Raw genomic sequence first — 12,620 nt, 5'->3', positions numbered from 1 at the left:
GTCGTGCAGGGTAAATAGCCTTAGGCGGGTGTGGACTCAAAGAAGGCTTCCCGCAGGTTGGCTTCCTCGTCCTTCGAGAGGTTCGTGTAGATCAGCTTCGCCCCCGAATAGTCTTTGAACGCCTCGGCTACCCGGTCCTCGACCGCATTGGAGGACAGGACGAACAACGCCGAGGAGCCCGGGGTGACCTCCTGGCGCACCTGCGCAATGAAATCGTCGTTGATTCCGACGTCCACCATGGAACCCGACATCGCGCCGATGGCGGCGCCCACCGCAGCGCCGATGAGCGGGACAAAGAAAATGAGCCCAAACAGAAGCCCCCAGAAGCCGCCGCCCAGGGCACCGGCCCCAACCATGTTGTGTTCCTGAATGGTCTTGGGCTTCTTGCGCCCTTCAGGCCAGGTAACGATCGCTTCGTCCTGGACGGTGATGAGGCCCTGGGACTGGAGGCTGGCGAGGGTTTGCGTGGCGCGTTCCGCAGCGTCCGCATCCGAGAATTTCCAAACGGTCAGTGTTGCCATGGCAGTTACTCCAAACGTTAGAGTTCAGGACAAGTCCGTACACGGAACCTGTCGGCAGCGCCAACGCTAGTGCCGCGCTTGGACGCGTACAAGGAAAACTGCCGTCCCGGGCAGAGCCTGCACCGTAACTCCCGGCAGCCCTGTGCGGGCTGACGGCTCGGACGTATTATGCACAGGACACGGTGAAAGGACGGGTGTCCATGGCGCCTCCCAATGATCCCGCCTGGTGGACGAACGCTGTCGTCTACCAGATCTATCCCCGCAGCTTTGCCGACTCGACCGGTGACGGGGTCGGCGATATCGGCGGCATCATCGAGCACCTGGACCATCTGGCCGAGCTGGGCGTGGACGTGGTGTGGTTGTCGCCGATCCAGCAGTCGCCCCAGTTCGATAACGGCTATGACATCAGTGATTACCGCCGGATCGATGAAATGTTCGGCACGGAGGAACAGTTCGACCTCCTGCTTCAGGGCCTGCATGAACGCGGCATCCGCCTGATCATGGACCTTGTGGTCAACCACACCTCCAACGAATACCCGGGATTCCAGTCCTCCAGGTCCTCCAGGACGTCACCGAAGCGGGACCGCTACTGGTGGCGGGACGCCCGCCCGGGTTTCGAACCCGGGGAACCCGGCGCCGAGCCCAACAACTGGCGCTCCTTTTTCGGCGGCTCGGCATGGACCTTCGAACCGCTTACCAGCCAGTACTACCTGCACCTGTTCACCCCGCAGCAGCCGGACCTGAACTGGGAGAACCCGCGGGTGCGGGCGAAGGTTTACGCGATGATGAACTGGTGGCTGGACCGCGGCGTGGACGGGTTCCGGATGGACGTCATCAACTTCATTTCGAAGGACCCCGCATTGCCGGACGGAGTGGTGGACTCGTCAGGGATCTGGGGTGACGGATCGCCGTACTTCGTCTCGGGGCCGCGGATCCATGAATTCCTGCAGGAAATGCACCGGGAGGTCTTCGGCGGGCGCAGCGGCCAGTACCTGACGGTGGGGGAGACCCCCGGAGCCACGGTCGAACAGGCGCTGCTGTTCACCGATGCGCAGCGGCGGGAACTGGACATGGTGTTCCAGTTCGAACACGTCAGCCTCGACCAGGGCGCCGGCAAATTCGATCACCGGCCGCTGTCCCTGCCGGACCTGAAAACGAGCTGGAACCGCTGGCAGCGCGGACTCGCCGAAAAGGGCTGGAACAGCCTGTACCTGAACAACCATGACCAGCCGCGCGTCGTGTCCCGCTTCGGTGATGACCAGCAGTACCGGTACGAATCGGCCACCCTGTGGGCCACCCTGCTGCACCTGCAGCGGGGGACCCCCTACATCTACCAGGGCGAGGAGATCGGCATGACGAACGCCGGTTTCACCTCGATAGACCAATACCGGGACGTGGAATCACTGAACTACTTTGCGGAGGCGCTCGAACAGGGGATGGACAGGGAACGGGTCCTGGAAGGGCTGCGCCGGATGAGCAGGGATAACGCACGCACGCCTATGCAGTGGACAGCCGGTGAGCATGCCGGTTTTTCCGAGGTGGAACCGTGGATTCCGGTGGCTGCGAACTACCCCGCCGTCAATGTGGAGACGGACCGGGCCGCGGAGCAGTCCGTTTTCGGCTACTACCGCGAGCTGGTTCGGCTCCGGCACGAATCGGACCTGGTATCGCTCGGGGATTTCCACCTGCTGGACCCGGGGCATCCAACACTGTTTGCCTATAAGCGCACCCTCGGGGACCAGGCGCTGCTGGTCCTGGGCAACGTGTCCGGCGCTGAGCTGGGGGTGCCGTCCGACCTGGAGGCCGGAAGCCTCGTCCTGGGCAACTACCCCGACGCCGGCGACCGTCACCTCTTGCGCCCTTGGGAGGCCCGGATCCTGGACATCTCCACCTATGCAGGGGGCTAAGCCCCGGCTATTCGGCGCTGAGGCTGCGGGTGTACAGGTCCGTGAGTTCTGCGTAACCGCCGGACCGGAAGGCCGTGCGCTGCCGTTCCGCGCCGGTACCGCCGGCAAGGACCCGGGCGACGCCGGCAGCCGCGTATTCCCGGTCTCCGGCTTCCTCCAGCGCGGGTGCAACAAACTCCAGCAGGGCAGTGAGATGATCTGCCGCGGGCACGCTGCCGCCCGGATGGGAAACCAGGTTCCCGTTCATGCCGAAGCGCGCAGCCTGCCAGAGGCCGACGTCGAGCAGTTCCGGATCGGGGACGGCTGCCGGAAGCGCGGGGACGGCGGATGCCAGCGTGCTGACCAGGGCCCGCACCAGGGTTGCCAGCAGCAGGGAGTCCCGGGCCTGGAGCTGGGCGTCCGCAATTCGAACCTCCACCGTGGGAAAGCTCTCGGAGAGCCGTGCCGCCCAGCCCACGTGGCCGGCGTCGAGCACCACGTCGGTGGCGAGCAGGCTTTCCAGCCTTCGGGCGTAGTCCTGCGCATCGGCGAAGACCGGAGGGCAGCCCTGCACGGACCAGCGCCGGTAATGGACCATGCGCCAGCTGGCGAAGCTGCTGTCCTGTCCCCGCCAATAAGGGGAATTCGCGGCAACGGCACCGAGCAGCGCGAGCCAGGGCCGGATCCCGTTCAACACGCGTACCCCTGTGTCGCGGGAGGGGATGCCCACGTGGATGTGGGTGCCGTTGACATATTGTTCGTGTGCAACGGCTCCGGTCAGGAGCCCCATCCGCCGGTACCGGTCCGAGGAATTGAGCACCGGCGGACCCTCCGCGATCCGGGGCGCCGCTCCGGTGGCGGCAACCCGTACGCCCACTGACGCTGCCGCCTCGGCAAGCCGGGAGCGGAACCCCAATAGGGCGTCCAGTGCCTCCTCCCGGGTGGTGCAGACCCGGGTGGAGCTCTCCACCTGTGCATCCAGCAGCTCGGCGGAACTGGTGAAGGCGCCCTGCCCGGGGGGGATCAGGGCGCGTGTCAGTTCCTGCGCTCCGGTGGGGAACCCGGTGGAGGCATCCAAGAGGAGGAACTCTTCTTCGATGCCGAAGGTAAAGACCATACGCATTTCTCCCTAAGCACCAACCATGCCGGACTTGGACAATTGTAGGTAGGCGGGGGAGGCGGCGCACCAGGGTCAAGGAAGCATCATGCCGCCCGGACTGCCCGCCACGTCAACGTCAGGTATGGAAGCTCCAGGATGTCCCCCGGCGCGTGTCCGAGGTGTTCGTAGAGGTACCAGGACAGATTTGAGTGCAGTTTCTCCCGCGCGGCGGTGCCGGCCGACAGGTAGAACGCCCGCGACCGGGCCAGTTCAAACAGGTCTTCCGGGGTCATCGGCTGCGTCCAGGCGACGGTGGAGGACTCTTCCAGCGCGAACTCCGGCCCCAGCTCAGGCCGGAAGCCCGGCCGCAGGACATCTCCGGCGTGGATGATGCGCGAGTAGCGGTGGACCCACGGGACGCTTACGTCGAGCTGGTTCCAGACCAGGCCAAGGATCCCGTGCGGCCGCAGGATGCGGGCGAACTCCCGGCTCGCTGCGGCAGGATCGCACCAGTGCCAGGCCTGGGCCACTGTCACGGCGTCCAGCGAGGAGGCGGGCAGGCCCGTCTGCTCCGCAGTGCCGACCCGCACCGGAACGTCAGGCAGCAGCCGGGAAAGCTGGTCGAGCATGTCGCGGGACGGGTCGACGGCGCAGACATTCAGCCCGGCTGCGTGCAGTTCCCGGGTGTACTTTCCGGTGCCGGCGCCGACGTCGGCCACGTCCCGGACTGCGGGAACACCGGGGAGGCCGGGCCGGGCGAAGAGCCAGTGCACGGCCTCGGCGGGGTAGCCGGGGCGGATGCGGTCGTAGTGTTCGCCGCCGGCCTGGTAGCTGTCCGCCAGCTGCCGGCGGCGCAGTGCCTCGAGCCGTGGTCCGGAGGTGCCCACAGTTACAGGAGGTCGTCCAGATCGGGATTCAGGCGCTGCAGCACTTCGCTGTGCAGCGTCCCGTTGGTCGCCAGCGCGTTTCCGCCGAAGGGGCCGTCTTCGCCGTCCAGCGAGGAAAAGCGGCCGCCGGCCTCGGTCACGATCGGAACGAGGGCCGCCATGTCATAAAGGTTCAGTTCGGGTTCGCAGGCAATGTCCACGGCACCCTCGGCCACCATGCAGTAGGACCAGAAATCGCCGTAGGCGCGGGTACGCCAAACGGACTCGGTCAGGTCCAGGAACTCTTCGAGGTTGCCGCGGTCCTTCCAGCCGCCGAGGCTGGAGTAGGACAGCGAGGCGTCGGACAGCCGGGAAACGTTGGAGACGTGCAGGCGGGTGGCCGCAGCCAGGGACCGGCCCATGTAGGCCCCCGTGCCGGTGGCGGCCCACCAGCGCTTGCCCAGCGCAGGCGCGCTGACGAGGCCGACCACGGGAACGCCGTCGTCCACCAGGGCAATCAGGGTGGCCCACACGGGGACGCCGCGGATGAAGTTCTTGGTGCCGTCGATCGGGTCGATGATCCACCGCCGCGGGCCGGAGCCGCTGGAACCGAATTCCTCGCCCAGTACCGCATCGCGGGGCCGGGCGCGGGAGAGCTGTCCCCGGATGGCATCTTCGGCGGCTTTGTCGGCGTCGGTGACAGGTGTGAAGTCCGGCTTGGTCTCGATCTTCAAGTCCAGGGCCCGGAAGCGCGACATGGTCTGGTCATCCACGGAATCAGCCATCACATGGGCCAAGCGCAGGTCATCGTTGTAGTTCTGAACGAAGGGCATACTCTTCAACTTATCCTTATTCGGCGGGCACAGCCCCGCATTAGGCCCGTTAGCGGGCGGTGTCCTGGCAAATCTCCGCGACGCCGAACCCGGCGCCAAGGAGGGCTATTGCTCGCCGAGCTCCTTCGCGGAGGACTTATTCTCCGTGCGGGTTCCGGTGCCCAGCAACCGCCGCAGCGACGCCAGGCGCGCGGGGCCTGCGGGCCCGGCATGGCCGCCTTCCACCCACGGGTCCAGCCCGCAGCCGACGGCGAGCGAATCGTGCCGGCAGCCGCGCTCACAGTCGGCGGTGCCGGGCTCAAGGTCGGGGAAGGCCTGCAGGATCCGGTCCGGGTCCACATGGGCCAGGCCGAAGGATCGGATGCCCGGGGTGTCGATGATCCAGCTTCCGGCGGGGGAATCGCTCAGCCGCAGGGCCAGGGCGGAGGAGGACGTATGCCTGCCGCGCCCGGTGACGGCGTTCACTCCGCCGGTGGCCCGGGCCGAACCCGTCAGGGCATTGACCAGGGTGGATTTGCCGACGCCGGAGGGTCCCACCAGGACGCTGACGTTGTTCTTCAGCACCTCGTGGAGGGCCTCGACGGCGGTGCCCTGAAGGCGCGCGGAAAGGCCGTCGTCGGAGCGGGCATCGATGCCCGAGGCGTCAGCTGCCGCGGTGCGGCTGATGATGACGTCCATGTCGAGGTGTTCGTAATTGGCCAGCAGATCGGCCGGGTCCTTGATGTCCGCCTTGGTGATGCACAGGACGGGGGAGATCCCGGCGTCGTACGCGGCAACGAGGGCACGGTCGATGAAGCCGGTGCGGGGCTCGGGGTTGGCGGCAGCCACCACAATCACCAGCTGGTCGGCGTTGGCCACCACCACGCGTTCCACCGGGTCCGTGTCGTCGGCGCTGCGCCGCAGCAGGGTTCGGCGTTCTTCGACACGGACCAGCCGGGCCAGGGTGTCCGGGGCGCCGCTTACGTCGCCGACCAGCGCCACCAGGTCCCCGGCCACTACAGGGGTGCGCCTCAGCTCCCTGGCACGGGCGGCAATGACGGTGCGCTCGTTGGCGGTGTCTTCATCCACCACGGCGGTGTACCGGCCGCGGTCCACGGTGATGATCCGCCCGATGACGGCGTCGTCGTGGGCGGGGCGGTCCTTGGTACGGGGCCGCGAGCCTTTTTTATTGGGCCGGACGCGGACATCGGACTCGTCCCAGCCGCTGGTACTGCGTGTCATGCTTCCGCCGATCGGGTGAGCTGCTGCCAGAGTTCGGGGAACTGCGGCAGCGTCTTGGCTGTTGTGGAGATGTCGCGCACGACGACGCCGGGCACGGCCAGGCCGATCAGGGCGCCGGCGGTGGCCATCCGGTGGTCGGCGTAGGTTTCCCAGGTGCCTCCGTGCAGCGTCGCCGGCCGGATGATCAAACCGTCTGTGGTTTCTTCCGCGTCGCCGCCGAGCCGGTTAATCTCAGCGACGAGGGCGGCCAGCCGGTCCGTCTCGTGGCCGCGGAGGTGCGCTATCCCGGTAAGGCGGGACGGCGAACTTCCGAGGGCACAGAGAGCGGCCACCGTGGGGGCCAGCTCGCTGGTGTCTGCCAGATCGGCGCCGCGGATGCGGCCGGTGCCGGTGACGGTGAGGGTGCCGCCGGCCAGGTCCACGGACGCGCCCAGGGCCGGGAGGATGCTCCGCCACTTATCGCCCACCTGGGTGGTCGAGGCGGGCCAGCCGGCCACGCGTACGGTCCCGCCGGCCACCAGCGCCGCGGCGAGGAAGGGGCCGGCATTGGACAGGTCCGGTTCAATCACGGTGTCGAAGGCGGCAATGGGGCCGGGTGCCACCCGCCATTCCCTGGGAACGGAATCATCAACGTCCACTCCGACGCCGCGCAGGACGGAGACCGTCATGGCAATGTGCTCCGGGCTCGGCAGCGTGCTGCCGCGGTGGACAAGGTGCAGGCCCTTGTCGAAACGTGGTGCTGCCAGCAGCAGGGCCGAAACAAACTGTGAGGAGGCGGCGGCGTCGATCTCCAGGCGGCCGCCGGCGATGCGCCCGGAGCCGGTGACGCTGAAGGGCAGGGAGCCGGCGCCGTCGTCGTCCACCTGCACCCCGAGGGAGCGCAGGGCGTCAATGATGGCGGACATGGGCCGGCTGCGGGCATGCGGGTCGCCGTCGAATCCCGTGGTCCCGGGGACGAGTCCTGCCAGCGGCGGGACAAAGCGCATGACCGTCCCGGCCAGGCCGCAGTCAATCTGCCGGGTCCCGCGGGCGGCTGCCGGGACCGGATCTATCAGCAGGTCCGGTCCGAAGGGGCCGTCGCCGGGGATTTCCGTGATTGTTGCTCCGAGGGAGCGCAGGGCGGAGACCATAAGCTCCGAATCCCGCGAATGCAGGGGTGCCCGCAGCCGGGACCTGCCGTCTGCAAGGGCGGCGAGGACCAGGTATCGGTTGGTCAGCGACTTCGAACCCGGTACCGCGACTGTTGCGTCTACGGGCGAAGTGACGAAGGGTGCCGGCCAGGTAGCCGGCACCCCGGCATTCGGAGCACTCATTGCTGCTAGGAACCGACGATGTCCGAAGCGGCGTTGGACACTGCCTTGAGCTGCTTGCGCGTGCTCTTCGAAACCGACTTGGAGACGGCGCGGGTCTTGCGGCTCGTGCCGGAGGCAAGGTGCCCGGCGCGCCAGGCAAGTCCCGGACGGCCGTTGGTGTCGACGGCAGCGAGCAGGACGCCGCCGATCAGGGAGAGGTTCTTGAGCAGCTGGTTGCGGCGTTCCTTGCGCTCGGCCGCGGTGGAAGCCTCGGCGTTGCGGTATTCCACCACGGAGTTCAGCGCGGCCGTTCCGGCGAGCAGGAGGGACGCCAGACGGGCAAACTTGCCCGTGCCGAGCATCGAGGCAGCGCCAACCTGCGTGTAGCCGACAACCTTGGCTACGAGCGCCGGGTTGGACGTGAATGCTGCGGCGGCAGGAACGGTGCTGCCGATCATCTTCAGCGTGGGGGTGAGCTGTTCGGCGGTCTGGTCAGCGTTGCGAAGGCGCTCCACGCCTACGGCCACGAAGCCGGTTGCGAGCAAAGGACGTGCAATCAAACGGACTATCGACATAGTGCCTCCTGGGAAATCCATCACTTACGCGAAAAAAACAACATTTGGTGCTGCTTCCACCTTAGTCTGGCATTTTGCGGCCTGCGGCACACGTTTCGTCCCGCGGTCCCTCATCGCACCCTTCCCGCCGTCCGCCGGGAAGGGTGCGGGAATAGCGGGCCCGGCGTCGTCGTTGGCACGAGTATCAGGATGTGCTTTGCCGACAGTCAGGAGAAAGCATCGTGCCAGCCGCCACGCTGACCACAGCGCGGACTACCCGCGGGCCGAAGCTACGCGTACGGGTTTCCGCCCGCACCGTAGACTGGGAGGTGATGAGAACTGATGCGCCGGAAGGCAGCCCCCACGTGGAAAACTTCGAACTCGACGTTGCCACCGAATCGGACGAGGCACGCAAGCTTCGTTTTGAGCAGGACGCCATGCAGTATGTGGACCAGCTCTATTCAGCGGCCATGCGCATGGCTCGCAATCCCTCGGACGCGGAGGACCTCGTTCAGGAGGCCTACACCAAGGCTTTCTCCGCTTTCCACCAGTACCGGCCGGGGACCAACCTCAAGGCCTGGCTGTACCGCATCCTGACCAACACGTACATCAACCTCTATCGGAAGCGGCAGCGGGAACCCCTGCAGGCCAACTCCGACGGCGTTGAGGACTGGCAGCTGGCCCGTGCAGCCGAACACAGCTCAACCGGGCTCCGGTCCGCTGAAGCGGTTGCTTTGGACCACCTGCCGGATTCCGATGTCAAGGATGCCCTGCAGTCCATCCCGGAGGAGTTCCGGCTTGCCGTGTACTTCTCCGATGTGGAGGGCTTCGCGTACAAGGAAATTTCAGAAATCATGAATACGCCGATCGGCACCGTGATGTCCCGGCTGCACCGTGGACGCAAGATGCTCCGCGAGCTCCTGGCGGAGTATGCACACGAGCGCGGTATCAAGGGCAAAGTGCCCGCAGCCGAAGCCGCCGGCGCATCAACCAAGAAACAGGGGAATGAGCTATGAGCGATTGCCAGAGCCTGGGCGATTGCGACGACGCCCGTATTGAACGGCTGTACGAATACCTGGACGGCGCCCTGTCCCACGAGGACCTTGTGGAAATCAAGGAACACCTCGACGGATGTCCCGAATGCGCCCAGGAACATGACCTTGAGTGCGTCATCCGTTCGGTGGTGAAGCGGTCCTGCACAGAGGCAGCGCCCGAGACGCTGAAGGCCAGCATCCTCACCCGCATCAGCCAGATCCAGACTGCGGACCACTGATTCCGTAGCGCACCGTCGCAGACACAAAGAACCCCCGGTACCAAAAGGTTCCGGGGGTTCTTTTTGCCTGGCCGTCCGGCCACGCGGCTACCAAAGCTTTGCTTAGGTGTTGGGACGCTTACCGTGGTTAGCGCCGCCGCGCTTACGGTCACGACGCTTGCGTGCACGCTTGCTCATAGCTGCCTCCTTTGATTCGAAAAGTTCTGCCCTCCAGTGTCCCACATGCCTCATGCGCACGCCTAACGCGTGCCCGGCTGCCTAGACGAATGCCGACTTCCCGGTCACTGCCCGCGCGACGATCAGTGAATTGATCTCGTAGCTGCCCTCGTAGGTGTAGAGGATTTCGGCATCTCCGAAGAGCTTGCCCATCTCATAGTCCGTGCTGATGCCGTTACCGCCCAGCAGGGACCGCCCCATGGCCACCGATGCCCGGGCCAGCCGGGTGGTGGTGGACTTGGCCATCGCCGCCTGGACCATTTCGAGCTTGCCGTCCTGCTGGATCCCGGCAAGCTGTGCCATCAGTGCGAGCGAGACGGAGGCGTTGCCCAGGATTTCGGCCAGCTGCTGCTGGATCAGCTGGAACCGGGCGAGCTCCTTGCCGAACTGCTTCCGGTTCAAGGCGTAGGAACGTGCGACGTCGAACGCGGCCAGCTGTATGCCGGCGGCCTGCCAGCCCACCCAGGCACGCGAATCGCGCAGCAGCTCGTTGGCTTTGGAAAAGTCGGTGGCACCCGGCAGGAGGTTGGCTGCCGGGATGCGGACGTCGTCGAGCGCGATATCCGCGTTCTGCATGATCCGAAGCCCGATCTTGTTTGCGATCTTTGCGGCCATGTAGCCGGGGCGGTCCGTTTCGACGAGGAAACACTTTATCTGCTGGTCGGCGACGTCCCTCGCCCAGACCAGGGCAAAGTCGGCGATGGTGCCGGCCCCGATCCAGCGCTTGGCGCCGTTGATCACCCACTCGTCCCCGTCGCGGCGCGCCGTAGTGGACAGCCCGCCGGCTATGTCCGATCCGTGGTCAGGTTCGGTCAGGGCAAAGGCACCGATCTGCGTGAGGGCGGTGAGGCCCGGCAGCCAGCGTGCCTTCTGCTCCTCGGAGCCGAGCTGGTCCACCATGCCGACGATCAGCTCGTTGTGGATCCCCACCAGTGCGGAGAGGGACACATCGGCGCGCGCCACCTCCGTGTACATAAGTCCCTTGAACAGCTTGGAGCTTCCGTCTGTCTGCAGACCGCCGAGGCCGTACTTGCCCAGCTCCCCGACCAGTTCGAAGGGGAATTCCTCCCTGTTCCAGTAGTCGATCGAAGCCGCCCGGATCCGGGACTGGAGGAAGCTGCGGACCTCCCGGTAGCGGGACTGTTCCTCCGGAGGAAGCAGGTCAACGATGTACATGAGGTCAACGTCCGGGAAAGGCGGGACGAAGGCGTCGTCCGTCTCTGTGAGGTTCTGTCCGGTGGCACGGCTTTGTGGCTGCACGGGCGAGCATCCCTTCGTAGCGATCCGGCATGGATGGTCCGGCTCTTCCTAACCCTTGGACGTCCTAGTATATTGCAGAGTGACGGAGATCACCATTGTGCCGGTCGTCGGCCGGGGTTCCGGAACCGGGATAACGGCGGCGGGCCCGCAAGCCACCGGAACCGACTTTCCGGCACTGAAAAGCTAGGCTGGGGCCTATGAAATCCAGAACGGGAAGCCGGAGGTGCCGTGGCAATGCCGCTGCCGCGTGATCCCATTGCGGACGCCAGAGGAAACTGGGAACGGCACGGCTGGTCCGACGTCGCCGCACCCATGGCTGCCATCACAGCCATCATGCGGACCCAACAGATCCTGCTGGCCCGGATTGAGGCGGTTTTGAAGCCGTTCGGGCTGACGTTTGCCCGCTACGAACTCCTCGCCCTCCTGAGTTTTGCCCGCAGCGGGGCGCTGCCTATGAACAAGGCCAGCGCGCTTCTCCAGGTGCACCCCACCTCGGTGACGAACGCCGTCGACCGTCTGCAGGACGCGGAACTGGTGATCCGCTCACCGCATCCCACAGACGGGCGCACCACCTTGATTGAGCTCACTCCCCAAGGGCGGACGCTGGCCAAGGAGGCAACCCAGGCCCTGAACTCGGGGGTATTCGCGCAATCCGGATTCGAAGAGCAGGATGTGGACCAGCTGATCCGGATCCTCGGCAGCTTCCGCAGGAACGCCGGCGACTTCAGCGACTGAGACTTCAGCGACTGAACGGCGCGGCCGGACGCACCGCCTCAGCGGTGGGTGAAGTCCGGCTTGCGCTTCTCGACGAAGGCCGCCATGCCTTCCTTCTGGTCCTCGGTGGCAAACAGCGAGTGGAAGACGCGCCGTTCGAAGAGGACTCCCTGGGCCAGGCCCGTCTCAAACGCTGCGTTGACGGCTTCCTTGGCAACCATCGCCACCGGTTTGGATTTGGAGGCGATGACCGCGGCGGCCTCCATGGCCTCCTCGACCACGTCCGCGGCCGGGACCACGCGCGAAACGAGGCCGGCGCGTTCGGCTTCCTCGGCACCCATGAAGCGCCCGGTCAGGATCATGTCCATCGCTTTGGACTTCCCCACGGCGCGGGTGAGCCGCTGGGAGCCGCCCATGCCGGGGAGCACTCCGAGATTGATTTCCGGCTGGCCGAATTTGGCATTGTCGCCGGCAATGATGAAGTCGCACATCATCGCGAGCTCGCAGCCGCCGCCCAGGGCGAAGCCGGACACTGCAGCTATCACCGGGATACGCAGGCGGGTCAAATCTTCCCAGCCGCGGAACCAGTCCGCGGCGTACATGTCCATGTAGCCCTTGGACTGCATTTCCTTGATGTCCGCCCCGGCGGCGAAGGCCTTGCCGGATCCGGTCAGCACAACAGCTCCGATCGCGGGATCGGCGTCCATTGCGGACACGGCGCGCACGAGTTCGTCCATGGTGGTCTTGTTCAGCGCGTTCAGCGCCTCGGGCCGGTTGAGCGTCACGAGCCCCACCCGGCCGCGCTGCTCTACGAGAATGTTCGTGTACTGCTCCGTCATGTCTGGCCCCTCAGGTGCTGTTTCAAGTGTTCGGGATTGTCCGGTG

14 protein-coding genes are annotated in these 12,620 nt (G+C 66.0%); 4 read left to right on the top strand and 10 right to left on the bottom strand.

Features of this window, described 5'->3' with window-relative positions; all coding sequences use genetic code 11:
* Positions 1-20 precede the first annotated feature (20 nt).
* Entirely contained in the window at positions 21-521 is a 501-nt protein-coding gene (locus tag N2K98_RS12035) for a DUF1269 domain-containing protein (protein ID WP_255797222.1), read from the bottom strand.
* A gap of 200 nt (positions 522-721) precedes the next feature.
* Here N2K98_RS12035 and N2K98_RS12030 point away from each other — a divergent pair, with 200 nt between their 5' ends.
* Positions 722-2,428 carry a glycoside hydrolase family 13 protein gene (locus tag N2K98_RS12030; protein ID WP_255865169.1) on the top strand — a complete coding sequence of 569 codons (1,707 nt, stop codon included), beginning with the start codon at positions 722-724 and terminating at the stop codon, positions 2,426-2,428.
* 7 nt (positions 2,429-2,435) lie between these two features.
* On the opposite strand, the gene N2K98_RS12025 is transcribed toward N2K98_RS12030, so the two are convergent.
* The 6 genes from N2K98_RS12025 to N2K98_RS12000 all read right to left on the bottom strand — a co-directional run bounded on the left by N2K98_RS12025 (position 2,436) and on the right by N2K98_RS12000 (position 8,293).
* Positions 2,436-3,530, bottom strand: a complete 1,095-nt coding sequence (locus tag N2K98_RS12025) for a carboxylate-amine ligase (RefSeq protein WP_255865170.1) — start codon at positions 3,528-3,530, stop codon at positions 2,436-2,438.
* Positions 3,531-3,610: 80 nt separating this feature from the next.
* The gene (locus N2K98_RS12020) at positions 3,611-4,393 is read right to left on the bottom strand and encodes a class I SAM-dependent methyltransferase (RefSeq protein ID WP_255865171.1); all 783 of its coding nucleotides are present in this window, start codon (positions 4,391-4,393) and stop codon (positions 3,611-3,613) included.
* Positions 4,394-4,395: 2 nt separating this feature from the next.
* Positions 4,396-5,205 carry a histidinol-phosphatase gene (gene hisN, locus N2K98_RS12015; RefSeq protein ID WP_229949601.1) on the bottom strand — a complete coding sequence of 270 codons (810 nt, stop codon included), beginning with the start codon at positions 5,203-5,205 and terminating at the stop codon, positions 4,396-4,398.
* Between the two features lie 105 nt (positions 5,206-5,310).
* The gene (gene rsgA / locus N2K98_RS12010) at positions 5,311-6,426 is read right to left on the bottom strand and encodes a ribosome small subunit-dependent GTPase A (protein WP_229949599.1); all 1,116 of its coding nucleotides are present in this window, start codon (positions 6,424-6,426) and stop codon (positions 5,311-5,313) included.
* Complete coding sequence (aroA, locus tag N2K98_RS12005; protein ID WP_255865172.1) at positions 6,423-7,739, bottom strand: 3-phosphoshikimate 1-carboxyvinyltransferase; 1,317 nt, start codon at positions 7,737-7,739, stop codon at positions 6,423-6,425. Before aroA ends, rsgA begins: the two co-directional genes overlap by 4 nt.
* A gap of 5 nt (positions 7,740-7,744) precedes the next feature.
* The gene (locus N2K98_RS12000) at positions 7,745-8,293 is read right to left on the bottom strand and encodes a DoxX family protein (RefSeq protein WP_255797227.1); all 549 of its coding nucleotides are present in this window, start codon (positions 8,291-8,293) and stop codon (positions 7,745-7,747) included.
* 311 nt (positions 8,294-8,604) lie between these two features.
* On the opposite strand from N2K98_RS12000, the gene N2K98_RS11995 reads away from it, so the two are divergent.
* Together N2K98_RS11995 and rsrA are read left to right on the top strand one after the other, a co-directional pair.
* On the top strand, positions 8,605-9,288 hold the full coding sequence (locus tag N2K98_RS11995) for a sigma-70 family RNA polymerase sigma factor (RefSeq protein WP_227918318.1): 684 nt from the start codon (positions 8,605-8,607) through the stop codon (positions 9,286-9,288).
* Positions 9,285-9,545 (top strand): mycothiol system anti-sigma-R factor, encoded by a 261-nt coding sequence (gene rsrA, locus N2K98_RS11990; protein WP_227918317.1) that lies wholly within the window; start codon positions 9,285-9,287, stop codon positions 9,543-9,545. Before N2K98_RS11995 ends, rsrA begins: the two co-directional genes overlap by 4 nt.
* A gap of 102 nt (positions 9,546-9,647) precedes the next feature.
* Here rsrA and N2K98_RS17285 read toward each other — a convergent pair whose 3' ends face one another.
* Positions 9,648-9,722 (bottom strand): 50S ribosomal protein bL37, encoded by a 75-nt coding sequence (locus N2K98_RS17285; protein ID WP_369299106.1) that lies wholly within the window; start codon positions 9,720-9,722, stop codon positions 9,648-9,650.
* An 81-nt stretch (positions 9,723-9,803) separates the two neighbouring features.
* Positions 9,804-10,937: an acyl-CoA dehydrogenase family protein gene (locus N2K98_RS11985; protein ID WP_255865254.1), complete on the bottom strand. Its 1,134-nt coding sequence runs from the start codon at positions 10,935-10,937 to the stop codon at positions 9,804-9,806.
* Positions 10,938-11,249: 312 nt separating this feature from the next.
* On the opposite strand from N2K98_RS11985, the gene N2K98_RS11980 reads away from it, so the two are divergent.
* Positions 11,250-11,756 (top strand): MarR family winged helix-turn-helix transcriptional regulator, encoded by a 507-nt coding sequence (locus N2K98_RS11980; protein ID WP_255797229.1) that lies wholly within the window; start codon positions 11,250-11,252, stop codon positions 11,754-11,756.
* A 38-nt stretch (positions 11,757-11,794) separates the two neighbouring features.
* Here N2K98_RS11980 and N2K98_RS11975 read toward each other — a convergent pair whose 3' ends face one another.
* Positions 11,795-12,574 carry an enoyl-CoA hydratase gene (locus tag N2K98_RS11975; RefSeq protein WP_255865173.1) on the bottom strand — a complete coding sequence of 260 codons (780 nt, stop codon included), beginning with the start codon at positions 12,572-12,574 and terminating at the stop codon, positions 11,795-11,797.
* Positions 12,575-12,620 lie beyond the last annotated feature (46 nt).

It is taken from the genome of Arthrobacter jinronghuae, from assembly GCF_025244825.1.
Classification (GTDB): Bacteria; Actinomycetota; Actinomycetes; order Actinomycetales; family Micrococcaceae; genus Arthrobacter_B; species Arthrobacter_B jinronghuae.
The sequence above is the reverse complement of the archived record's forward strand: the minus strand, read 5'-3'. Positions and strand labels throughout refer to the sequence as shown.

Bases quoted from the DNA above. Each gene is read 5' to 3' on its own strand.
- N2K98_RS11985 (WP_255865254.1), bottom strand. From the start codon at position 10,937: ATGTACATCGTTGACCTGCTTCCTCCGGAGGAACAGTCCCGCTACCGG.
- N2K98_RS11995 (WP_227918318.1), top strand. From the start codon at position 8,605: ATGAGAACTGATGCGCCGGAAGGCAGCCCCCACGTGGAAAACTTCGAA.
- rsgA (WP_229949599.1), bottom strand. From the start codon at position 6,426: ATGACACGCAGTACCAGCGGCTGGGACGAGTCCGATGTCCGCGTCCGG.
- aroA (WP_255865172.1), bottom strand. From the start codon at position 7,739: ATGAGTGCTCCGAATGCCGGGGTGCCGGCTACCTGGCCGGCACCCTTC.
- N2K98_RS12030 (WP_255865169.1), top strand. From the start codon at position 722: ATGGCGCCTCCCAATGATCCCGCCTGGTGGACGAACGCTGTCGTCTAC.
- N2K98_RS12035 (WP_255797222.1), bottom strand. From the start codon at position 521: ATGGCAACACTGACCGTTTGGAAATTCTCGGATGCGGACGCTGCGGAA.
- N2K98_RS12025 (WP_255865170.1), bottom strand. From the start codon at position 3,530: ATGCGTATGGTCTTTACCTTCGGCATCGAAGAAGAGTTCCTCCTCTTG.
- rsrA (WP_227918317.1), top strand. From the start codon at position 9,285: ATGAGCGATTGCCAGAGCCTGGGCGATTGCGACGACGCCCGTATTGAA.
- hisN (WP_229949601.1), bottom strand. From the start codon at position 5,205: ATGCCCTTCGTTCAGAACTACAACGATGACCTGCGCTTGGCCCATGTG.
- N2K98_RS11975 (WP_255865173.1), bottom strand. From the start codon at position 12,574: ATGACGGAGCAGTACACGAACATTCTCGTAGAGCAGCGCGGCCGGGTG.
- N2K98_RS12000 (WP_255797227.1), bottom strand. From the start codon at position 8,293: ATGTCGATAGTCCGTTTGATTGCACGTCCTTTGCTCGCAACCGGCTTC.